Annotated in this window: 20 protein-coding genes and 2 tRNA genes; 17 read left to right on the forward strand and 5 right to left on the reverse strand. The window is 56.6% G+C overall.

The genetic code is table 11. The features are described 5' to 3' along the window. Positions 1 to 221 precede the first annotated feature (221 nt). Positions 222 to 1946 carry a bifunctional UDP-sugar hydrolase/5'-nucleotidase UshA gene (gene ushA / locus I6L47_RS18840; RefSeq protein ID WP_216948094.1) on the forward strand — a complete coding sequence of 575 codons (1725 nt, stop codon included), beginning with the start codon at positions 222 to 224 and terminating at the stop codon, positions 1944 to 1946. 133 nt (positions 1947 to 2079) lie between these two features. Here ushA and dxs read toward each other — a convergent pair whose 3' ends face one another. From dxs to xseB, 3 genes are read right to left on the reverse strand one after another with little or no spacing between them, the layout of a single operon-like run. Beyond that, positions 2080 to 3948, reverse strand: coding sequence for a 1-deoxy-D-xylulose-5-phosphate synthase (gene dxs / locus I6L47_RS18845; protein ID WP_216948095.1), 1869 nt, complete (start codon positions 3946 to 3948; stop codon positions 2080 to 2082). Between the two features lie 21 nt (positions 3949 to 3969). Beyond that, the gene (ispA, locus tag I6L47_RS18850) at positions 3970 to 4860 is read right to left on the reverse strand and encodes a (2E,6E)-farnesyl diphosphate synthase (protein WP_005349523.1); all 891 of its coding nucleotides are present in this window, start codon (positions 4858 to 4860) and stop codon (positions 3970 to 3972) included. Further along, a complete protein-coding gene (gene xseB, locus I6L47_RS18855; RefSeq protein ID WP_005338838.1) occupies positions 4861 to 5112 on the reverse strand; it encodes an exodeoxyribonuclease VII small subunit in 252 nt (83 codons plus the stop codon). A 210-nt stretch (positions 5113 to 5322) separates the two neighbouring features. On the opposite strand from xseB, the gene pomA reads away from it, so the two are divergent. The 3 genes from pomA to greA all read left to right on the forward strand — a co-directional run bounded on the left by pomA (position 5323) and on the right by greA (position 7616). Continuing rightward, the gene (gene pomA / locus I6L47_RS18860; RefSeq protein ID WP_005358490.1) at positions 5323 to 6081 is read left to right on the forward strand and encodes a flagellar motor protein PomA; all 759 of its coding nucleotides are present in this window, start codon (positions 5323 to 5325) and stop codon (positions 6079 to 6081) included. Positions 6082 to 6089: 8 nt separating this feature from the next. Beyond that, on the forward strand, positions 6090 to 6983 hold the full coding sequence (locus tag I6L47_RS18865; protein WP_103250974.1) for a flagellar motor protein MotB: 894 nt from the start codon (positions 6090 to 6092) through the stop codon (positions 6981 to 6983). Positions 6984 to 7139: 156 nt separating this feature from the next. Continuing rightward, positions 7140 to 7616: a transcription elongation factor GreA gene (greA, locus tag I6L47_RS18870; protein ID WP_005343528.1), complete on the forward strand. Its 477-nt coding sequence runs from the start codon at positions 7140 to 7142 to the stop codon at positions 7614 to 7616. A 76-nt stretch (positions 7617 to 7692) separates the two neighbouring features. Here greA and I6L47_RS18875 read toward each other — a convergent pair whose 3' ends face one another. Together I6L47_RS18875 and yhbY are read right to left on the reverse strand one after the other, a co-directional pair. Next, positions 7693 to 8274, reverse strand: coding sequence for a PilZ domain-containing protein (locus I6L47_RS18875; protein ID WP_139743385.1), 582 nt, complete (start codon positions 8272 to 8274; stop codon positions 7693 to 7695). Between the two features lie 103 nt (positions 8275 to 8377). Next, entirely contained in the window at positions 8378 to 8674 is a 297-nt protein-coding gene (yhbY, locus tag I6L47_RS18880; protein WP_005338829.1) for a ribosome assembly RNA-binding protein YhbY, read from the reverse strand. 97 nt (positions 8675 to 8771) lie between these two features. Here yhbY and rlmE point away from each other — a divergent pair, with 97 nt between their 5' ends. From rlmE to truB, 13 genes are all read left to right on the forward strand, one after another. Next, on the forward strand, positions 8772 to 9401 hold the full coding sequence (gene rlmE, locus I6L47_RS18885) for a 23S rRNA (uridine(2552)-2'-O)-methyltransferase RlmE (RefSeq protein WP_005338828.1): 630 nt from the start codon (positions 8772 to 8774) through the stop codon (positions 9399 to 9401). A gap of 45 nt (positions 9402 to 9446) precedes the next feature. Then, complete coding sequence (gene ftsH, locus I6L47_RS18890; RefSeq protein WP_139409937.1) at positions 9447 to 11393, forward strand: ATP-dependent zinc metalloprotease FtsH; 1947 nt, start codon at positions 9447 to 9449, stop codon at positions 11391 to 11393. A gap of 59 nt (positions 11394 to 11452) precedes the next feature. Beyond that, on the forward strand, positions 11453 to 12298 hold the full coding sequence (gene folP / locus I6L47_RS18895) for a dihydropteroate synthase (RefSeq protein WP_201955142.1): 846 nt from the start codon (positions 11453 to 11455) through the stop codon (positions 12296 to 12298). Between the two features lie 15 nt (positions 12299 to 12313). Beyond that, positions 12314 to 13648: a phosphoglucosamine mutase gene (gene glmM / locus I6L47_RS18900; RefSeq protein ID WP_216948096.1), complete on the forward strand. Its 1335-nt coding sequence runs from the start codon at positions 12314 to 12316 to the stop codon at positions 13646 to 13648. A 131-nt stretch (positions 13649 to 13779) separates the two neighbouring features. Continuing rightward, positions 13780 to 14544 (forward strand): triose-phosphate isomerase, encoded by a 765-nt coding sequence (tpiA, locus tag I6L47_RS18905; RefSeq protein WP_216948097.1) that lies wholly within the window; start codon positions 13780 to 13782, stop codon positions 14542 to 14544. Then, the gene (secG, locus tag I6L47_RS18910; protein ID WP_005338811.1) at positions 14545 to 14871 is read left to right on the forward strand and encodes a preprotein translocase subunit SecG; all 327 of its coding nucleotides are present in this window, start codon (positions 14545 to 14547) and stop codon (positions 14869 to 14871) included. A 7-nt stretch (positions 14872 to 14878) separates the two neighbouring features. Continuing rightward, positions 14879 to 14963, forward strand: a tRNA-Leu gene (locus tag I6L47_RS18915). Positions 14964 to 15055: 92 nt separating this feature from the next. Continuing rightward, positions 15056 to 15132, forward strand: a tRNA-Met gene (locus I6L47_RS18920). Positions 15133 to 15298: 166 nt separating this feature from the next. Further along, entirely contained in the window at positions 15299 to 15757 is a 459-nt protein-coding gene (gene rimP / locus I6L47_RS18925) for a ribosome maturation factor RimP (RefSeq protein WP_005338809.1), read from the forward strand. A gap of 14 nt (positions 15758 to 15771) precedes the next feature. Further along, on the forward strand, positions 15772 to 17274 hold the full coding sequence (gene nusA / locus I6L47_RS18930) for a transcription termination factor NusA (RefSeq protein ID WP_005338808.1): 1503 nt from the start codon (positions 15772 to 15774) through the stop codon (positions 17272 to 17274). A 20-nt stretch (positions 17275 to 17294) separates the two neighbouring features. Beyond that, positions 17295 to 19988, forward strand: a complete 2694-nt coding sequence (gene infB, locus I6L47_RS18935; RefSeq protein ID WP_005338806.1) for a translation initiation factor IF-2 — start codon at positions 17295 to 17297, stop codon at positions 19986 to 19988. 55 nt (positions 19989 to 20043) lie between these two features. After that, a complete protein-coding gene (gene rbfA, locus I6L47_RS18940; RefSeq protein WP_005338799.1) occupies positions 20044 to 20481 on the forward strand; it encodes a 30S ribosome-binding factor RbfA in 438 nt (145 codons plus the stop codon). A 1-nt stretch (position 20482) separates the two neighbouring features. Then, a complete protein-coding gene (truB, locus tag I6L47_RS18945; protein ID WP_005338798.1) occupies positions 20483 to 21433 on the forward strand; it encodes a tRNA pseudouridine(55) synthase TruB in 951 nt (316 codons plus the stop codon). The last annotated feature ends 42 nt before the right edge of the window (positions 21434 to 21475 follow it).

Consider the following 21475-nt stretch of genomic DNA (forward strand, 5'->3'; position numbering starts at 1 on the left):
CGCGTCCGGGTGGCGTCTCCTTGGTGCGGGAGGGGATCAAGTGAGTGACAGCTCAACAAAAAACCTGACAAATCAGCAGGAAGCCGGATGTTGGGCCGAAGATCACAATTAGCAGAATTTGTGAGTCATCGATGAAAAACGGTCATCTGTTGTTTGTTATATTGGCGCCCGACCCGCTGGATAGGGTTGATAAATAACAAAACAATCAAGGTGATATGGAAATGAATAATAACTTTATCAAAGGCGGCGTGGCACTGGCCGTGCTTGCTGCACTGACTGGCTGTAATACCTCGAGCAATGACACCGTTGCACCCTGCACCGAAAATGTCTGCAAACTGACTATCCTGCACACCAACGATACCCACGGCCGTTTCTGGCACAACGCTGAAAATGAGTATGGTATGGCTGCCCAGAAGACTCTGGTCGAACAGCTGCGTGCCGATGCCAAGGCTGCTGGCAGTGACGTACTGGTTCTTTCCGGTGGTGATGTGAATACCGGCGTGCCGGAGTCCGATCTGCAGGACGCCGAGCCTGACTTCATGGCGATGAACAACATTCGCTACGATGCCATGGCAGTGGGCAACCATGAATTCGACAACCCCCTCAGCGTGCTGGAGAAGCAGCGCAAGTGGGCCCAGTTCCCCATGCTCTCGGCCAACATCTATGACAAGGCCAGTGGCAAACACTACTTTGACCCCTACAAGGTGTTCAAGCTGGAGAGCGGTCTCAAGGTCGCCGTACTGGGCCTGACCACCGAGGATACCGCCCAGCTGGTTGATCCCAACAACGTGCAGACCCTGGAGTTCCGCGATCCGACCAGCGAGGCGGCCAAACTGGGCCAGCAGATCCGCAGCAACAAGGAGGCCAATCTGGTCTTCGCCATCACTCACATGGGCCATTACGAGAATGGTCAGCACGGCAGCAATGCGCCGGGCGATGTAGAGATGGCTCGTGCACTGCCGGCAGGGACTCTGGATGCCATCATTGGTGGCCACTCCCAGAATCAGGTCTGTATGGAACCGGGTACCACCAACAAGTACGCCAATTTCAAACCGGGTGATAACTGCCAACCGGACCAGCAAAACGGCACTTGGATCATGCAAGCCCACGAGTGGGGCAAGTATGTGGGCCGTGCCCAGTTTGAGTACCAGAATGGCAAGTTGACCCTGACCAGCTATGACCTGATCCCGGTCAACCTGATCAAGCGCAACGCCAAGGGCGAGGCGATCGATGCCAACGGCGCCGTAACCAAGGACCCGACCAAGATGCAGTTCGTACAGGACGAGATCACCAAGGATCCCGAGCTGTATAACACCCTGCTGGGTTATCAGGAGAAAGGTCAGCAAGAGCTGAATGTCGTCATTGGCTCGGCAGATGGCTTGCTGGTTGGTGATCGCAACTCGGTTCGCAACAAGCAGACCAACCTGGGTCGCCTCATCACCACGGCGACCAGCAGCAAGCTGGGTGTCGACTTTGGTATCGTCAACTCAGGCGGTGTGCGCGACAGCATCCCGGCCGGTGATATCACTTACCGCAGCGTGCTGCTGGTGCACCCCTTTGGCAACACGGTCAACAAGGCTGTCATGAAGGGAAGCGAGCTGGCGACCTATCTGGGCCAGGTGGCAAGCAAGACCCGCAATACCGGTGGTTATGCCCAGTTTGGCGGTATCAACATGGCGGTGGATTGCCAGGCCAAGAGCGTCAATATCACCAGTATCGGTGGCAAGGCGTTTGATCCGGCAGCAACCTACAGCTTCGCGATCCCGAGCTTCAGCGCCTCCGGTGGTGATGGCTATCCGAAGATCGATACCATCAATGCCGGTTTGGTCGATGCTGCCGTGCTGAAGGAGTACATCGAGATCAAGAAGACCATCAACGTGGCCGATTATCAGCCAGGCAATGAGGTGAGCTACCTGAACTCAACCTCTACCGAAGGGTGTAACTAAGCGCTGTCGATTTGGTATCGTCACAACAGTAGTCACACTCTGCTGTCTTCTTAAAAAAATCCCCAGGCATTACCTGGGGATTTTTTCGAACAGTTAGTGAATTTTCCTGTCTATTGCATCACATCGTGTCTCGTCAGGCTTGCAGCCAGCTTTCGATACTGCGCTGGATGCCAGCATCGTCCAGACCGAGCAGGGCATAGATCTCCTGCTGGGTACCCTGTTCCACGAAGCGATCCGGCAAGCCAAGGTTGAGCACCGGCTTGCACTGCTTGCTGCGCATCAGCAGTTCGTTCACCGCCGAACCGGCGCCGCCCATGATGGCGTTGTCTTCGATGGTGACGAACTGATCGTGGCTGGCTGCCAGCGACAGCACCAGCGCCTCATCCATCGGTTTGACAAAGCGCATGTCCACCAAGGTGGCATCCAGAGCCTCGGCGGCCGCTTTGGCGTGGTGCAGCAAGGTGCCAAAGGCCAGAATGGCAGTGCCCTTGCCCTCTCGCAGGATACGTCCCTTGCCGAGCTCCAGTGCCTGCATTTCTGACGAGATGGGGGCGTCGCCCAGGCTGCTGCCGCGGGGGTAGCGCACTGCGGCAGGGCCCTGATGGAGATAGCCGGTATAGAGCATCTGGCGGCACTCGTTCTCATCAGATGGCGTCATCACCACCATGTTGGGCACGGTGCGCAGGAAGCTGATGTCGAACGCCCCCTGATGGGTCGGGCCATCGGCGCCCACCAGACCAGCCCGGTCGATGGCGAACAGCACCGGCAGATCTTGCAGCGCTACGTCGTGGATCACCTGATCGTAGGCGCGCTGCAGGAAGCTCGAATAGATGGCCACCACCGGCTTCTTGTCGGCGATGGCAAGACCCGCAGCGAACGTGACTGCATGTTGCTCGGCAATGGCCACATCGAAGTAGCGATCCGGATATTGCTGGCTGAATTTCACCAGACCGGAGCCTTCGCGCATGGCAGGGGTGATGCCGACCAGTTTCTCGTCTTTGGCAGCCATGTCGCACAGCCACTGGCCAAAGATGGCGGAGAAGGTGGGTTTGGCACTGCTCGCCTTGGGCAGGGAGCAATCGTCAGGATTGAACTTGGGCACGGCGTGATAACCGATGGGGTCTTTCTCCGCCGGCTCGTAACCCTTGCCCTTCTTGGTCTTGACGTGCAGCAGCTGCGGGCCCTTGAGGTTGCGCATGTTGCGCAGGGTCTCGACCAGCGCCTCGATATCGTGACCGTCGATGGGGCCGATATAGTTGAAGCCGAACTCCTCGAACAGGGTGCCGGGCACCACCATCCCCTTGAGGTGCTCTTCGGCCCGTTTGGCCAGCTCCTTGACCGGTGGCAGACCTGCCAGCACCTTCTTGCCGCCTTCGCGGATGGTGGTGTAGAGCTTGCCGGACATGACCCGGGCCAGATGGTTGTTGAGCGCACCGACATTTTCGGAGATGGACATCTCGTTGTCGTTGAGGATCACCAGCATGTCTTTATGGACATCGCCGGCGTGGTTGAGCGCTTCAAAGGCCATCCCTGCGGTAATGGCACCATCACCAATCACCGCAACGACCTTGCGACCCAGCCCTTCGCTCTCTGCGGCAACCGCCATGCCAAGGGCCGCACCAATGGAAGTGCTGGAGTGGCCGACGGAGAGTACGTCGTACTCGCTCTCGCCACGCCAGGGGAAGGGGTGCAGACCGTCTTTCTGACGGATGGTGTGGATCTGATCACGGCGCCCGGTCAGGATCTTGTGGGGATAGGCCTGATGGCCCACATCCCAGATCAGCCGATCGAACGGGGTGTTGTAGACGTAGTGCAGGGCCACGGTCAGTTCGACCGTGCCGAGACCGGAGGCAAAGTGTCCGCTGGAGCGGCTGACAGAGCGCAGCAGATATTCGCGCAGCTCGTTGCACAGCACCGGCAGCCGATCTTTGGGCAAGGAACGCAGCTCGACCGGAGTGTCCGCGAGGGCCAGGTTGGGGAAATTGCTAATATCAACGCTCATATTGTTACTGTTATCCAGCGTTTAGTGGGTTCGCTCGATGATGTAATCGGCAAACGCTTCCAGAATGTCGGTATTGTAGGGCAAGGATTGCAGGGCTGTTAAGGCTTTCCCATGCAGTTCGCGAGCCAGCTCACGGGCATTTTCGAGTCCGAGCAGGGCCGGATAGGTACTTTTCTCCAGCGCCAGGTCAGAACCTTGTGGCTTGCCTAGGGTGGCGGTATCACCTGTGATGTCGAGGATGTCATCCTGCACCTGAAAGGCGAGGCCAATCGCGGCGGCATAGGTTTGCAGTGCAGCCAGCGTGGCGTCATCGACATCGGCTTTGCACAGGGCGCCGAGCGCCACGGCGCATTCAATCAGCGCTCCTGTCTTGTGGCGGTGTACCTGCTCCAGCTCGGCGAGCGAGATCTGGCGCCCTTCGGCCTGCAGGTCCAGCGCCTGGCCGCCACACATACCGAGATAGCCGGAGGCGCGGGCGAGGGTACTCAGCATCCGCACCCGGTTGGCCATCAAGGAGTCAGGCATGGGGTGATCGGCCAGAATGGAGAACGCCAGGGTCTGCAGCGCATCACCGGCCAGAATGGCGGTTCCTTCGTCAAACGCCTTGTGAACGGTTGGCTGACCACGACGCAGGTCGTCGTTATCCATGGCGGGCAGGTCATCGTGAAGCAGGGAGTAGGCGTGGATGCACTCCACGGCAGCTGCGGGGCCATCCAGCAGTTCGCTCTTGACGCCAAGCATCTCGCCGACCGCGTAGACCAGAAACGGGCGAACCCGCTTGCCGCCCAGCAGTAGGCCATAACTCATGGCATCGCGCAGGCGTGGCGCCATGGCGGGCAAGGATTCAAGTTGTGCTGACAGACAGTCGTCAATACGCTGACGATGCAGACGGGAAAAATGGTCCAGCGCCACTCACTCCTCTCCTTGTTCTGGCTGGAAGGGGGCGAGCTGGTCACTGCCATCGGCTTGACTGAGCAGGATCTGGATCTTCTGTTCGGCCAGTTCCAGCTTCTGCTGACCGGCCCGAACCAGATGAACGCCCTGCTCGAACTGCTTGAGTGCCTCTTCCAGGGGTAGGGAACCTTGTTCCAGCTGATGAACGATGGTTTCCAGCTCTTCCAGAGTGGCATCAAAACTCAGACGGTCGATTTTTTTACTGGCCATGTCCATCCTCGGGGATTGAAAAAACGGCTTATATTAACATCGACCGTCCACAGGGGGGAGGCAGAAAAGCACTGGCTCCTCAAACTCTCGCTAAACTGGCCGATAATGAGCCATCATTCTCAGTGGATGCATGCTTGCCGCATGGGTCGCAATAGCAGAAAATTCAACAGACTATAAATAGACATAAGAACCGGTGACAGGAGTAGGGACGTGGATCTAGGCAGTCTGATAGGGATAGTGCTGGGTTTCGGGGTGGTGGTGTACGGCATGCTGCTGGGTGGCCCCATGAGCATGTATGTTGATATGCCATCGGTCTACATCACTGTATTGGGCTCAATCTTCATCGCCATGATGAAGTTCAACCTTGGCCAGTTCCTGATGGCATTCAAGGTGGCGGGCAAAGCCTTTATGTACAAGGGCGACAAGCTTGAAGACCTGATTACCAAAGCCGTTGAACTGGCTGACGCGGCTCGCAAAGGGGGCTTTTTGGCGCTGGAGGCCGCAGAGATCCCCAATGCATTTATGAAAAAAGGGATAGACATGCTGGTGGATGGTCACGATGCCGATGTAGTGCGTGCCGTGATGGAAAAGGATATCGACCTGACAGCCGAGCGCCATGTCATTGCCATCAAGGTATTCCGTACCCTTGGGGATCTGGGTCCTGCCATGGGGATGATAGGTACGCTGGTGGGCCTGGTGGCCATGCTGGCCAACATGAGTGACCCCAAGTCGATCGGTCCGGCGATGGCGGTGGCCTTGCTTACCACCCTGTACGGTGCGATAGAGGCCAATATGTTGGCGATCCCGATTGCCGACAAGCTGGAGCTGCGCAGCGGGGAGGAGAAGCTCAGTCGTACCCTGATCCTTGATGCCATTATGGGGATTCAGGATGGCCAGAACCCGCGGGTGATCCAGTCCATGCTGCAAAACTATCTGAACCAGTCCAAACGTAATACCGGCACCGAATAGGGGGCGTTATGTCTGATTGCAAGTGCCCACCACCAGGTCTCCCTGGTTACATGGGAACCTTTGCCGACCTGATGTCGCTGCTGATGTGCTTCTTCGTGCTGTTGCTCTCCTTTGCCGAGATGGATGTGCAGAAGTTCAAGCAGATAGCCGGTTCCATGGACAAGGCATTCGGGGTACAGAACATCCTTGAGGTGAAAGATATTCCCAAGGGAACCTCGGTGATTGCCCAGGAGTTCAGGCCCGGTCGCCCGGAACCCACGCCGATTGATACCGTGATGCAGCAGACCATCGATCTGACCCAGACCGAGCTGGAGTTTCTGCCCGGCGAGTCGGATCAGGCCGGTGGTCAGGACAAGAGTGATGGCAAACAGACGGGGGGCGATACCGCGCAGGATGCGAAGAAGGCGCAAGAACAGTCCAATACCCTGGCCAAAGCCCTCGCCGAGCAGATGAAAGATCAGATCCAGGATGGTGCCATCGAAATTGAGGCGCTGGGCCAGCAGATCATCATCCGGATCAGGGAAAAAGCGTCGTTCCCGGCCGGTTCGGCGTTTCTGCAGCCCCAGTTCTGGCCGGTCATTCGCAAGGTCGCGACCCTGCTCAAGGATGTGCCGGGTGAAATCACCATCTCCGGTCACACCGACAACGTGGCGACCGAAGATGAGCTGTTCCAGTCCAACTGGGAGTTGTCGTCGCAACGGGCGGTGGCGGTGGCGCACCAGATGCTGAAGGTCCCCGGTTTTGATCAGGGGCGACTGGTGGTGCAGGGGATGGCGGATTCCCAGCCATTGGTGCCCAATACCACCCCGGAAAATCGTCGGATGAACCGGCGGGTGGAGATCGCCATCATGCAGGGCAAACCGACCGTTTCGTCCCCCATTTCCGTACCGGAAGGGAAGTAAGCGAAGGGAATGTCGATGACGCAAGTGGGATCTGCATCAGGGGGCTGACGTGGATTTTGTGTTGGCTTCATATTAAGATGCCTCATCCGAACCGATTGCTGCGGCCTCCTTGCAGATGGCCGCAGTTTCTATTTTCAAGCAACCCAGGTTTCGACTATGAATCATACTCCGATGACTGTTCGCGGCGCTGAGAAGCTGCGCGAAGAGCTCGATTATCTCAAGACCGAGCTTCGTCCCCAGATTATCGAAGCGATTGCCGATGCCCGTGAGCACGGTGATCTGAAGGAAAACGCCGAATACCATGCCGCTCGCGAGCAGCAGGGGTTCTGTGAAGGCCGCATTCAGGAGATTGAAGCCAAGCTCTCCAATGCGCAGGTGATCGATGTCACCAAGATGACCAACAACGGTCGCGTTATTTTTGGCGCGACAGTGACTCTGCTCAAGAGCGAGACAGAGGAAGAGGTGGTTTACCGCATCGTGGGTGATGATGAGGCTGATATCAAACAGAACCTCATCTCTGTCAACTCCCCCATTGCCCGCGCCCTGATTGGCAAGGAAGTGGACGATGTCGCAATCGTCAAGACCCCTGCTGGCGATGTGGAATACGAAGTACTGGAAGTCGCTTATATCTAAGCGAATGCTACAGATGATGAAACAGGGGGGCTAGCGCTCCCCTGTTTGTCTTTATCTATATGATTATTGATAAAAATCAGGACAGATACGCCTCGGTAAAGGCGTCCTGATGACGCTGAAACAACCAGTGGCGCAGCCGTTCGATGTTGCTCTCGCTCATTTGAAAGCTCAGCGCCCAGGTGGCATGGTCGGCATTGGCTTTGATGCGCCTTACCAGTCGTCCCTGCAGTGGAAGAGGGGCCTCTTGCTCGATGCAGAGCTCGCCGTTGATGGGGGTATCGGCCACCATGTCGGTTGGCAAATTTTCCACGATGAGGCCGTTGAGGGAGAGGCTGAGCACCTGAAACAGGCCCAGGTCGCTGCAAAGCTTGGCTTTTTGGGTGAGACGCCAGGCGCGCGGTTGCGCAAATCCCAGCTCCCTGATGACCGGTGCAGATAACCGGGGCTCGACGAAGCCATCTTCCCCTTGGGTAAAGCTCAGAGGAAAACGCAGCTGATGGCCTGCGAAGCGAGCTTCGAGTACAAGGTGTTCGGCTTTTTGCAGCAAGCCAAGCATGGGGGCATCGAGGTGACCACTCAGAACATGGGTGTCCTGATTGCTCCCCAAGTCCCGCAGCATGGCCAGCTCATCGTCGGTCAGAATAGGATGGTGAGCCATAATGCGTGTCCGGAAGTATTCATCGCAGGTTAAGGGCTTTGCGACTACTTTGGCAAGCGACTCGGGAAGAAGTGGAATAAGGAAAGAGCGATGCTCTTTCCTTTTACTTGCGGGGCAGCTGGATTTTGGGTTCGTTGGCTTGACGATAAATGGTCAGCACATGACCCATGCTTTGCACCTTGATTGAACCGGTTTCACGGACGATAGCATCCATAACCAGTTGTTTCATTTCGCGATCTTCAGAGGCAACCTTAACCTTGATCAGCTCGTGATGGTTCAGTGCCAGATCGATCTCGGCCAGTACACCTTCGGTCAGACCATGCTGACCCAGCAGGACGACAGGCTTGAGGCTATGGGCAAGGCCCTTGAGGTACTGTTTCTGTTTATTGTTGAGAATCATCGCAATTTCTTCATAAGTCAGGGTTGAAAGGGGCGTATTCTACCCCCACTTAGCCCTTAATACTAATAACCCTTGTGGTTTTTTAAAGTCGATTATCATGACCCAGAAAAAACGTTCCCCCAGTTCAACTCGCTGGTTAAAAGAACATTTTGACGATCAATACGTCAAAAAAGCCCAGAAAATGGGCCTGCGTTCTCGTGCTGTTTTCAAGATTGACGAGATCCAGGGCAAGGATCGCTTGCTGAAACATGGCATGACCGTAGTGGATTTGGGTGCAGCCCCCGGTGGTTGGTCCCAGTTCGCGGTTGAACAGGTTGGTGATTCGGGTCGCGTCATCGCATGTGACATTTTGCCGATGGATCCCATTGCCGGTGTCGATTTCCTGCAAGGGGACTTTCGGGAGGAAACTGTACTCGGCGCTTTGCTGGAACGAGTAGGTCCCGACAAGGTCGATGTCGTGATGTCTGATATGGCGCCCAACATGAGCGGTACCCAGCAGGTGGATCAGGCTCGCGCCATGTATCTGGTCGAGCTGGCGCTGGACATGTGCAATCAGGTATTGCGTAGTGACGGCAGTTTCGTAGTGAAGGTGTTTCAGGGAGAGGGATTTGATGCCTATCTCAATGAAATTCGTAAACTTTTCTCCGCTGTCAAAATTCGTAAACCAGACTCATCCCGCGCCAGATCACGGGAAGTCTACATTGTGGCTACCGGTTTTAAACTGTAGTACCCTAACCTTCATCGTTAACTGTCAGTCTGCGAGGTTACTGATTTGAGTGACATGGCGAAAAACTTAATCCTGTGGCTGGTCATCGCCGTCGTTTTGATGTCGGTGTTCAATAGCTTCAGCCCCAGCGATACCACTAGTCGCCAGCTGGACTATTCCAGCTTCGTTAAAGAGGTGACCCAAGAGCAGATCCGTGAAGTGCGGATGGACGGTAAGGTCATTAATGGCGTCAAGCGTACTGGTGAACGATTCACCACCATCATCCCTGCGCCGGATCCCCAGCTGCTCAACGACATGCTCAATCACAATGTCAAAGTGATGGGCGAGAAGCCGGAAGAGCCGTCTCTGTTGACCTCTATCTTCATCTCCTGGTTCCCGATGCTGCTGCTGATCGGTGTCTGGGTCTTCTTCATGCGTCAGATGCAGGGCGGCGGTGGCAAAGGTGCCATGTCGTTCGGCAAGAGCAAGGCTCGCCTGATGAGCGAAGATCAGATCAAGACCACCTTTGCTGACGTTGCAGGTTGTGATGAAGCCAAGGAAGAGGTGAAGGAGCTGGTCGACTATCTGCGCGACCCGAGCAAATTCCAGAAACTGGGTGGCAAGATCCCGACCGGTGTGCTGCTGGTTGGTCCTCCCGGTACCGGTAAGACTTTGCTGGCCAAGGCCATTGCGGGCGAGGCCAAGGTGCCGTTCTTCACCATCTCTGGTTCCGATTTCGTGGAGATGTTCGTCGGTGTCGGTGCCTCCCGGGTGCGTGACATGTTCGAACAGGCCAAGAAATCTTCCCCCTGCATCATCTTCATCGATGAAATTGATGCGGTCGGTCGCCAGCGTGGTGCCGGTCTGGGTGGGGGTCACGATGAACGTGAGCAGACCCTTAACCAGATGCTGGTCGAGATGGATGGTTTTGAAGGCAATGAAGGCATTATCGTCATCGCTGCCACCAACCGTCCTGACGTACTGGATCCGGCACTGCTGCGTCCGGGCCGTTTCGACCGTCAGGTTGTGGTCGGTCTGCCGGATGTCCGTGGTCGCGAGCAGATCCTGAAAGTGCACATGCGCAAAGTTCCGTTGGCGGATGACGTGAATCCGGCGCTGATTGCCCGTGGTACCCCCGGTTTCTCCGGTGCGGACTTGGCCAACCTGGTCAACGAAGCTGCCCTCTTCTCTGCCCGTGAGAGCCGCCGAGTGGTCTCCATGGCCGAGTTCGAGAAGGCCAAGGACAAGATCATGATGGGTGCGGAACGCCGCTCCATGGTGATGAAAGAGTCCGAGAAAGAGATGACTGCGTATCACGAAGCTGGCCACGCCATCATTGGTCGTCTGGTGCCGGATCATGACCCGGTTTACAAGGTCTCCATCATTCCGCGCGGTCGTGCGCTGGGTGTGACCATGTATCTGCCGGAGCAGGATCGCTGGAGCCACTCCAAGCAGCATCTGGAGTCGATGATTTCCAGCCTGTATGGCGGTCGTCTGGCAGAAGAGCTGATCTATGGTGCCGAGAAGGTTTCTACTGGCGCTTCCAACGACATCGAGCGAGCGACCGACATTGCACGCAAGATGGTGACCCAGTGGGGTATGTCCGAGCGTCTCGGCCCAATGCTCTACGCGGAAGAAGATGGTGAGGTGTTCCTCGGTCGCAGCATGGCCAAGGCCAAGCACATGTCCGACGATACCGCTCGCGTTATCGATGCCGAAGTCAAGCAGGTCATCGACCGCAACTACGCCCGTTCCAAGCAGATCCTGCTGGATAACATGGACGTGTTGCACAGCATGAAAGATGCGCTGATGAAGTACGAAACCATCGATGCCAAGCAGATCGATGATCTGATGGCCCGCCGCGAGGTACGTGCTCCGAGCAACTGGCATGACGAGCACGGTGATACCCCGCAAGGTGGTTCCACTGTGGCTGCCGAGGCCAAGCCTGCCGATGAGGCTGCATCGGTGGCGGATGTCACTATCGACAAAGCCAACGATGCTCCGGCCAAATAATTGTGACTCTCCAAACCCCGGGCTTGCCCGGGGTTTTTCTTTATCAGATGGACGTGAAAATGCAGTTAACCAGCAAGGGGCTCAGTCTCTCCCTCGATCGTCCCCATGTGATGGGGATCCTCAATGTGACGCCCGACTCCTTCTCCGATGGCGGTAATTTCAACCAATTTGAACGGGCAATGGGCCATGCGCGCCAGATGGTCTCTGACGGTGCGACCCTCATCGACATCGGTGGCGAGTCAACCCGCCCTGGTGCGCCCGATGTGAGCGAGCAGGAGGAGCTGGACAGGGTCATTCCTGTCGTGGAACAGATGGTCCGTGAGCTGGATGTGATGATCTCCCTCGATACCTCCAAAGCTGCTGTGATGCGGGAGGGTTGCAAGGCGGGTGCCCATCTGATCAACGATGTGCGGGCACTGCAAGCACCTGGAGCACTGCAGGCCGCGGCTGAGGCTGCTGTCCCTGTCTGTCTGATGCATATGCAGGGGCAGCCGAGAACCATGCAAGTCGAGCCGCACTATGACGACCTGATCGGGGAGGTACGCGCCTTCTTTGATGAGCGTATTGCGGCTTGTCTGGCGGTCGGGATCCGTCGTGAAGAGCTGTTGCTGGATCCGGGATATGGCTTTGGCAAAACCCTTGCACACAACTATCAGCTGTTGGCGGCTCAAAAGGAACTGCTTGATTATGGCTTGCCGCTATTGGTGGGGATGTCGCGAAAGTCTATGATAGGCAACCTGCTGGGCCGTCCGGTGGATGAGCGTCTGGCAGGCAGTCTGGCATGCGCCCTTATCGGCATGCAGCATGGGGCCCGTATCATCAGGGTACACGATGTACGGGAGACCATGGACGCATTGCGCGTCGGTTGGCTGGCAATGACGGGACAAGATTTTATTTCCAGATAATAAAGAGAACAGACAATGGCAAGAAAGTATTTCGGTACCGATGGTGTGCGCGGCAAGGTTGGCGAATACCCGATCACCCCTGATTTTGTAATGAAATTGGGTTGGGCTGCCGGCAAGGTGCTCTCCAAGAAGGGCACCAAAAAGGTGCTGATTGGCAAAGATACCCGCATCTCCGGTTACATGCTGGAATCCGCGCTGGAAGCGGGGCTCTCCGCGGCAGGCCTTAAAGCCATTCTGATGGGGCCCATGCCAACACCGGCGGTTGCCTACCTGACTCGCACCTTCCGTGCCGAAGCAGGCATCGTCATCAGCGCTTCCCACAACCCCTTCTATGACAACGGCATCAAGTTCTTCTCCGCCGATGGCACCAAGCTGCCCGATGATGTCGAGCTGGCTATCGAAGCCGAGCTGGATCACGAGCTCAAGTGTGTCGAGTCTGCCGAACTTGGCAAAGCGGTGCGCATTGATGATGCCGCCGGTCGCTATATCGAATTTTGCAAGAGCACCTTCCCCTCCCAGATGAATCTGGATGGGGTGAAAATGGTGGTCGACTGTGGCCACGGCGCCACTTACCACATTGCGCCGTCGGTTTTCCGCGAGCTGGGTGCCGAGGTGATTACCATGGGCTGTGCCCCGGATGGTCTCAACATCAATGATGGTGTCGGTTCGACTGCGCCTGATGCACTGGTTGCCAAGGTGCTGGAGTGCAAGGCCGATCTGGGGGTTGCCTTTGATGGTGATGGTGACCGTCTGATCATGGTCGACCATACCGGCTATCTCATCGACGGTGATGAAGTGCTCTATATAATCGCGCGCGATGCCCTGCGCAATGGTCGCCTCAAAGGCGGTGTCGTCGGCACCCTGATGGCCAACATGGGTCTGGAGCTGGCGCTGCAAACCCTGGGCATTCCGTTTGCCCGTGCCAAGGTGGGTGACCGCTATGTGCTGGAGATGATGGAAGAGAAGGGCTGGCGTATCGGTGGCGAGAACTCCGGCCACATTATCTGTCTGGATCAGACCACTACGGGTGATGGCATCGTGGCTGCCTTGCAGGTGCTTACCGCCATGCGCAGCGCCGAGATGCCGCTGGCCAAGCTGCGCTCCGGCATGAGCAAGTTCCCGCAGGTGCTGGTGAATGTTCGCTTTGCCGAAGGCAAGGATCCGCTGGCCGCTGATGCTGTCATGGCTGAGGTTGCCAAGGTGGAACAGGAGCTGGCTGGTCGTGGTCGCGTACTGTTGCGCAAATCAGGTACCGAACCGCTGATCCGGGTCATGGTCGAAGGGGAGCATGAACAGCAGGTGCGTGACATGGCTCAGCGCATCGCCAAGCAGGTTGAATCGGCGTTTTAATGAACAACCAGGGCGGCTTTTTAGCCGCCCTGGTTGTATCTTGTTCAAACGATTCAAAAATTTAAAAATAGCACTTGTCAGCTGAGCATCCTCTGGATATTATCAGCCCCGCTTTCGCAAGGGAGTTGCCGATGGGACATCGCAAGCCGTTTGTAGCAGCCAACTGGAAGTTGCACGGTAGTAGGTCGAAGTTAGAGCAGTTTACGAGTCAGTGCCTAAACGGTGTTGACGGAAAAGTAGATGTGGTTCTCTGTCCTTCCCATGTACATCTCGACTTTAGTGCTTCACTGCTCAATGAGCAGAAGGTAATAAAGTTGGGGGCTCAGAATGTGAGTCAGCACGCTACTGGCGCTTACACTGGAGAAGTCTCGTGTCAGATGCTGGTTGAGGCAGGGTGTCGTTACGTATTGGTAGGGCACTCCGAGCGCAGGCGTCTCTTTGGTGAGACCAGTTTTATCGTCGCAGAGAAGTTTGCGGCAGCCAGAGCGGCAGGCTTGATTCCCATCCTCTGTTTAGGTGAATCAGGTGCGGCGAGGCAGGCGAGAAGAGCCTTTGAGGTGATCGCTGAAGAGCTGGATATCGTCATAGAGAAAAATGGCGCGATGGCTTTCGATAATGCTATCATCGCCTACGAGCCGATTTGGGCTGTAGGTACAGGTAAATGCGCCACACCCGAGCAGGCACAAGAGGTTCATTCCTTTATACGTGGTCGCTTGGCGGAGGATACTCCGGTAATAGGTGAGAAAGTTAGAATCATCTATGGTGGGAGCGTAACGCCGAGCAACGCGAGAGATTTGTTTGCACAGCCCGACATTGATGGCGGACTGATTGGCGGAGCAAGCCTCGATAGCGATGCGTTTTTAGGAATTGTTGAAGCGGCAAAGGGTGCAAGTTAAATGTACGAGATTCTTTTAGTCGTTTATCTGCTGGTTTCACTGGCTCTGATTGGTCTGGTGATGATTCAGCAAGGTAAAGGGGCTGATATGGGCGCCTCCTTCGGCGCAGGGGCATCGAACACAGTATTCGGCTCCGGTGGTTCAGGCAGTTTCCTGACCCGAACAACAGCAATTTTGGCTACTCTGTTTTTCGTTATCAGCCTGGTGCTCGGATCTATGTCCAGCAACAAGGTAAAGCAGGGTAGTGAATGGGAAAATCTGCAACAAACCCAACAGGTTGAGCAGACCAAAGCGCCAGTGAAGAAAGATACTGACGTTCCCGAGTAAGAGTTTTGCCGTGGTGGTGGAATTGGTAGACACGCTATCTTGAGGGGGTAGTGCTCTAGGGTGTGCGGGTTCGAGTCCCGCCCACGGCACCAATTAAGCAGTGAGCTCGGGAAACCGAGTGTATTATAGCCAGTCAGTCTTGTATCGAGAGAGTGAAGTGGCTATAATCTCGCACGATTTCGGACGCGGGGTGGAGCAGCATGGTAGCTCGTCGGGCTCATAACCCGAAGGTCGTCGGTTCAAATCCGGCCCCCGCAACCAAATTTCACGCATTTCCTACGCTCAGGAAGGCGGTCGCTGCGAGGCGACAATCAGGGTAAAGCGCCAAGCCCCGATTTGACATCGGGGCTTTTTGTTATGTGCAATTTACTCTGAATCGATATCTATCTGGGCTTTATGCCCTTTTTTTGTTTTTCGGAGGGTGACTTTGGCTACGTTGGAACAACGTTTGACCGATCTGCTCGAGGCTCCGGTCGTTGCCTTGGGTTTTGAACTTTGGGGTATTGAGTTTATCCGTGCGGGTAAACACTCCACCTTGCGTGTCTATATCGACGGCGAGCAGGGTGTGACTGTCGAGAACTGTGCTGAGGTCAGCCATCAGGTTGGCGCCATCATGGACGTCGAAGATCCCATCACCGAGGAGTATTACCTCGAGGTATCCTCCCCCGGCCTGGATCGTCCCCTGTTCAAGGTTGCCCATTTCGAAAAATACGTTGGCCAAGAGGCGGCGGTAACGCTTCGGATGGCAACAAACAACCGCCGCAAGTTCAAAGGCGTAATCAAAGCTGTGCAAGGCGACATGATCACCCTGACAGTAGATGGTAAGGACGACGTGTTGGCTTTCACCAATATCCAAAAAGCGAACATAGTGCCGAACTTTGGTTAACGAGGCTATCGGATATGAATAAAGAGATTTTGCTGGTCGTTGACGCAGTATCCAACGAGAAAGCGGTACCCCGTGAGAAGATCTTCCAGGCTCTGGAAACCGCGCTGGCGACTGCGACCAAGAAGAAATATGAAGGCGAGATTGAAGTTCGGGTCGAAATCGATCGCAAGACCGGTGACTACGACACTTATCGCCGCTGGGTAGTCATTGCGGATCAAGCCGCGATGGAGAACCCCTATGCTGAAATCACCCTGGAAGCGGCACAAATTGATCAGCCGGAAATCCAGATCGGTGAGTATGTTGAAGACCAGATCGACTCTGTAACCTTCGACCGTATCACTACCCAGACCGCCAAGCAGGTTATCGTGCAAAAAGTGCGCGAAGCCGAGCGTTCACAAGTAGTTGATCAATTTAAAGATAAAGAAGGCACCATCATCAGTGGTGTGGTCAAGAAGAGCAACCGCGACAACGTCATCCTGGATCTGGGCAGCAATGCTGAAGCCGTGATCTTCCGTGATGACATGCTGCCGCGTGAAACCTTCCGCCCGGGCGACCGTGTCCGTGGCCTGCTGTATGCAGTGCGTCCGGAAGCCCGTGGTTCCCAGCTGTTTGTCAGCCGTTCCAGCCCGGACTTCCTGAAAGAGCTGTTCCGTATCGAAGTACCGGAGATCGGTGAAGAGATGATCGAAATCATGGGCGCTGCCCGTGATCCGGGTTCCCGCGCCAAGATCGCGGTGAAGACCAACGATCGTCGTATCGACCCGATCGGTGCCTGTATCGGTATGCGTGGTGCCCGTGTGCAAGCTGTCTCCGCCGAGCTGAGCGGTGAGCGTGCAGACATCGTGCTGTACGATGACAACCCGGCCCAGTACGTGATCAATGCCATGGCACCTGCCGATGTGGCTTCCATCATCGTTGATGAAGACAACCACACCATGGATATCGCCGTGGAAGCTGCCAACCTGGCTCAGGCCATCGGTCGCAATGGTCAGAACGTGCGTCTGGCCTCCCAGCTGACCGGTTGGGAGCTGAACGTGATGACCGTTGAGGACATGCGTGCCAAGCACCAGGCCGAAAACGACCGCATCATGAACCTGTTCACCAGCACCCTGGACATCGACGACGATTTCGCCGGTCTGCTGATGGAAGAGGGCTTCTCTACCCTGGAAGAGATCGCCTTTGTACCGGTCAACGAGCTGCTGGCTATCGACGGTCTGGATGAAGACATGGTCGAAGAGCTGCGCAAGCGCGCGAAAGATGCCCTGACTACCAAGGCACTGGCCAAAGAAGAGTCTTTCGATGGCGTAGAGCCGTCCGAAGAGCTGCTCAATCTGAACGGTCTGAGCCGCGAACTGGCTTACGCTCTGGCGGGCCGTGGCGTGGGCACCCTGGAAGATTTGGCTGAGCAAGGTATCGATGACCTTGCTGATATTGAAGGGCTGACTGCCGAGAAGGCAGGTGAGCTCATTATGGCTGCTCGCAATATCTGTTGGTTCGGAGAAGAGCAGTCCGAGTAAGATCAAACGGAGGAAAATGAATGGCAGAAGTATCAGTCAAACAACTTGCCACTGACATCGACACACCGGTTGATCGTCTTCTCCAGCAGTTTGTCGATGCCGGTATCAGCAAGAGCAAGGCCGACGACATGGTCAGCGAGTCTGAGAAACAGGCTTTGCTGGCACACCTGAAGAAACAGCATGGAGGTGACGAGGTCGCCGCTCCTGCCCGCATGACCTTGCAGCGCAAGACCAAGAGCACCATCAGTGTTCAGGGGACTGGCGGCAAGAACAAGGAAGTGCAGGTAGAAGTGCGCAAGTCTCGCACCTATGTAAGACGCTCGGCGCTGGAAGATGAACAGCGTCAGGCGGAAGCCGAGGAAACAGCGCGTTTGGAAGCAGAAGAAAAAGCTCGTCGCGAGGCCGAAGAGAAGGCTCGCCTCGAAGCTGAAGAGAAGGCTCGCCGTGAGGCTGAGCAAGCTCGTCGTGAAGCTGAGGAAAAGGCGCGGATCGAGGCACAATCAAAGGCTCGACAGGCTTCACAGCCCGCCAAAGCAGCCAGTAGCACAGCTCAGCAAGAGGCAGAAAAGATGGCCAAGCGCGAAGCAGAAGAACTGAAGCGCCAACAGGAACAAACAGCTTTGAAAAAAGCTGAAGAACTCGCCGCGAAGAAAGCCGAAGAGGCTCGTCTCATGGCGGAACAGAACGCAGCCCGCTGGGCTGAAGAAGAGGCCGCTCGCGCCAAAGAGAGCAGCGACTACCATCTGACCACCAACAAGCATGCGCAAGCCGCAGAAGACGAGTTGGATCGGAAAGAAGAGACCAGCCGCCGCACTGCCGCAGCTGCCAAGGCACCGAAGAAAGCCGGTCGTCGTGAAGATGATCGTGACTCTCGCAACCCGCGTGCCCGCAAAGGCAAGCGCGGCAAGGTCGCCATGCCGAACGCCATGAAGCACGGCTTCAACAAGCCGGCTGCCGTGGTGAACCGCGACGTCGTCATCGGCGAGACCATCACTGTGGCCGAGCTGGCCAACAAGATGGCCGTCAAGGGCGTTGAAGTCATCAAGGTGATGATGAAGATGGGTGCCATGGCCACCATCAACCAGGTGATCGACCAGGAGACCGCTCAGCTGGTCGCCGAGGAGATGGGTCACAAGGTTGTGCTGCGTCGTGAGAACGAGCTGGAAGAGGCGGTACTGTCCGATCGTGACGAGACCTCCGAAGCCAAGCCGCGCGCACCGGTCGTGACCATCATGGGTCACGTTGACCACGGTAAGACCTCGCTGCTCGACTACATTCGTAAAGCCAAGGTTGCTGCTGGCGAAGCCGGTGGTATTACCCAGCATATCGGTGCTTACCACGTCCAGACCGACAGTGGCATGATCACCTTCCTGGATACCCCGGGTCACGCGGCGTTTACCTCCATGCGTGCTCGTGGTGCCAAGGCGACCGATATCGTTGTTCTGGTTGTTGCAGCTGACGACGGCGTGATGCCGCAAACCATCGAAGCTATCCAGCACGCCAAGGCTGCCGGTGTGCCGCTGGTTGTTGCGGTCAACAAGATCGACAAGCCGGAAGCGGATCCGGATCGCGTCAAGACCGAACTGGCCCGTTACAACGTCATGTCCGAAGATTGGGGTGGAGACTGCCAGTTCGTGCACGTGTCCGCCAAGTCTGGCGAAGGCATCGACGACCTGCTGGAAGCCATCCTGATCCAGGCCGAAGTACTGGAGCTGAAAGCGGTGGTTGATGGCATGGCCAACGGCGTCGTGATCGAATCCTTCCTGGATAAAGGTCGTGGTCCGGTTGCTACCGTACTGGTACAAGAAGGTACTCTGCGTCAGGGCGACATCGTTCTGTGTGGTCTCGAGTACGGCCGTGTTCGCGCCATGCGTGACGAACTGGGTCGCGAGATCAAGGAAGCGGGTCCGTCCCTGCCGGTGGAAATTCTGGGTCTGTCCGGCGTTCCCTCTGCCGGTGACGAAGCCACCGTTGTCCGTGACGAGAAGAAAGCCCGTGAAGTAGCGCTCTATCGTCAGGGCAAGTTCCGCGAAGTCAAGTTGGCTCGCCAGCAGAAGGCCAAGCTGGAAAACATGTTCGCCAACATGACCGAGGGCGAAGTGTCCGAAGTGAACGTGGTGATCAAGGCCGACGTACAAGGTTCTGTGGAAGCGATCTGCGATGCGCTGGTCAAACTCTCCACCGACGAAGTGAAGGTGAAGATCGTGGGTTCCGGCGTAGGTGGTATCACCGAAACCGACGCGACCCTGGCTGCTGCTTCCAGCGCCATCCTGGTTGGTTTCAACGTCCGTGCCGACGCATCTGCGCGCAAGGTCATCGAATCCGAGAGCCTGGATCTGCGTTACTACTCCGTCATCTATGACCTGATCGACGAAGTGAAGCAGGCCATGAGCGGCAAGCTGGCCCCTGAGTATCGTCAGGAAATCATCGGTCTGGCTGAAGTGCGTAGCGTCTTCAAGTCTCCGAAGTTCGGCGCCGTTGCCGGCTGTATGGTTACCGAAGGTGTGGTCAAGCGTTCCAACCGTATCCGCGTTCTGCGTGACAACGTGGTTATCTATGAAGGCGAGCTGGAATCCCTGCGCCGCTTCAAGGATGACGTCAACGAAGTTCGCAACGGCTACGAGTGTGGTATCGCGGTCAAGAACTACAACGACGTGCGCGAAGGCGACCAGATCGAAGTTTACGAGACTGTTGAAATCCAACGGACTCTGTAAGCCGAGAGTTAGACAAAATAGGGGGCCGCGGCCCCCTTTTATCGCAGGATAGAATATGGCCAGAGAATTCAGCCGGACCCGTCGGGTCGGACAGCAGATCCAGCGTGAAATTGCGCTGATCCTGCAGCGCGAGGTGAAAGACCCGCGCATCGGCATGGTGACCGTTTCCGATGTGGAAGTGTCCCGTGACCTCAACTATGCCAAGATTTACGTCACCTTCTTGCAGCTGGAAAATGATGCCGAGCGCATCAAGGAAGGCTTGCAGGGTCTGACCGAAGCAGCCGGATATATCCGTAGTCTGCTGGGCAGTGCCATGCGTCTGCGCGTGGTGCCCGAGCTGCGTTTCTACTACGACCAGACCCTGGTCGAGGGGATGCGTCTCTCCAACCTGGTGACCAACACTGTGCGTGAAGACAAGCGTCGCATGGCCGAATCCGGCCGTGATGAAGAAGCTGAATCCGCACCGGATGACACGACTGAGGATAAAGCCTGAGATGACCCGAAGACGTCGTTTCAAGGGCCGTGATGTGCACGGCATTCTGCTGCTGGACAAGCCGACCGGCCTGACCTCCAACGATGTGTTGCAGAAGGTCAAGCGCATCTACAACGCCGCCAAGGCCGGTCACACCGGCGCACTGGATCCGCTGGCGACCGGCATGCTGCCGATCTGCCTCGGCGAGGCCACCAAGTTCTCCCAGTATTTGCTGGAAGCGGACAAGCGCTATGAGGTGACCGCCAAACTGGGCGAGCGCACCAACACCAGCGACTCCGACGGTGAGGTGGTCTCCACCCGTCCGGTGAACGTGGCTGTCGGAACCCTGATCGAGGCGCTGGACCAGTTCCGCGGCCCCATCATGCAGGTGCCCTCCATGTACTCCGCGCTCAAGCACAACGGCCGTCCGCTCTATGAATATGCCCGCGAAGGCATCGAGATTGAGCGTGAAGCCCGTCCCATCACCGTATTCGAGCTCAAACTGCTGAGCTTCGAAGGTGATGAAGTGCGCCTTGAAGTGCACTGCAGCAAAGGCACCTACATCCGCTCTCTGGTGGATGATCTGGGTGAAGTGCTGGGCTGTGGCGCCCACGTGACTCAGTTGCGCCGCACCCAGGTGGCCAGCTATCCGTATGAGCGGATGCTGACTCTGGAGCAACTCGAGTGCATCTTCGAGCAGGCCAAGGCCGAGAGCATCCCGCCGCGCGAGCAGCTGGATCCGCTGTTGTTGCCGATGGATACCGCCGTGGCAAGCTTGCCCGAGGTGAACATGCTGGCGGTTGTGGCTGCCTATGTGAATCAGGGCCAGGCCGTGCAGGTAGCGGGTGCGCCGCAAAGCGGTCAGGTTCGCATGACGGTCGGCCCGGAGCGCGAGTTCATCGGGGTTGGCGAGATTGATGATGATGGCCGCGTCGCTCCCAAGCGACTGGTGCGTTATCACGACGAGGAGTGATCCTCAGGCGGTATCAGCGCGTCTTTCCTGTTTCGCCTCTTT

Origin of the sequence: Aeromonas sp. FDAARGOS 1417 (assembly GCF_019046985.1) — a bacterium.
In the GTDB taxonomy this organism is placed as follows: Bacteria; Pseudomonadota; Gammaproteobacteria; order Enterobacterales; family Aeromonadaceae; genus Aeromonas; species Aeromonas veronii.

What these genes read in the sequence shown, in the direction of transcription:
- folP (WP_201955142.1), top strand. Translation starts at nt 11,453, where the DNA reads ATGCAGTTAACCAGCAAGGGGCTCAGTCTCTCCCTCGATCGTCCCCAT.
- infB (WP_005338806.1), top strand. Translation starts at nt 17,295, where the DNA reads ATGGCAGAAGTATCAGTCAAACAACTTGCCACTGACATCGACACACCG.
- rlmE (WP_005338828.1), top strand. Translation starts at nt 8,772, where the DNA reads ATGACCCAGAAAAAACGTTCCCCCAGTTCAACTCGCTGGTTAAAAGAA.
- secG (WP_005338811.1), top strand. Translation starts at nt 14,545, where the DNA reads ATGTACGAGATTCTTTTAGTCGTTTATCTGCTGGTTTCACTGGCTCTG.
- xseB (WP_005338838.1), bottom strand. Translation starts at nt 5,112, where the DNA reads ATGGCCAGTAAAAAAATCGACCGTCTGAGTTTTGATGCCACTCTGGAA.
- yhbY (WP_005338829.1), bottom strand. Translation starts at nt 8,674, where the DNA reads ATGATTCTCAACAATAAACAGAAACAGTACCTCAAGGGCCTTGCCCAT.
- ushA (WP_216948094.1), top strand. Translation starts at nt 222, where the DNA reads ATGAATAATAACTTTATCAAAGGCGGCGTGGCACTGGCCGTGCTTGCT.
- nusA (WP_005338808.1), top strand. Translation starts at nt 15,772, where the DNA reads ATGAATAAAGAGATTTTGCTGGTCGTTGACGCAGTATCCAACGAGAAA.
- truB (WP_005338798.1), top strand. Translation starts at nt 20,483, where the DNA reads ATGACCCGAAGACGTCGTTTCAAGGGCCGTGATGTGCACGGCATTCTG.
- I6L47_RS18865 (WP_103250974.1), top strand. Translation starts at nt 6,090, where the DNA reads ATGTCTGATTGCAAGTGCCCACCACCAGGTCTCCCTGGTTACATGGGA.
- tpiA (WP_216948097.1), top strand. Translation starts at nt 13,780, where the DNA reads ATGGGACATCGCAAGCCGTTTGTAGCAGCCAACTGGAAGTTGCACGGT.
- greA (WP_005343528.1), top strand. Translation starts at nt 7,140, where the DNA reads ATGAATCATACTCCGATGACTGTTCGCGGCGCTGAGAAGCTGCGCGAA.
- dxs (WP_216948095.1), bottom strand. Translation starts at nt 3,948, where the DNA reads ATGAGCGTTGATATTAGCAATTTCCCCAACCTGGCCCTCGCGGACACT.
- I6L47_RS18875 (WP_139743385.1), bottom strand. Translation starts at nt 8,274, where the DNA reads ATGGCTCACCATCCTATTCTGACCGACGATGAGCTGGCCATGCTGCGG.
- glmM (WP_216948096.1), top strand. Translation starts at nt 12,314, where the DNA reads ATGGCAAGAAAGTATTTCGGTACCGATGGTGTGCGCGGCAAGGTTGGC.
- rbfA (WP_005338799.1), top strand. Translation starts at nt 20,044, where the DNA reads ATGGCCAGAGAATTCAGCCGGACCCGTCGGGTCGGACAGCAGATCCAG.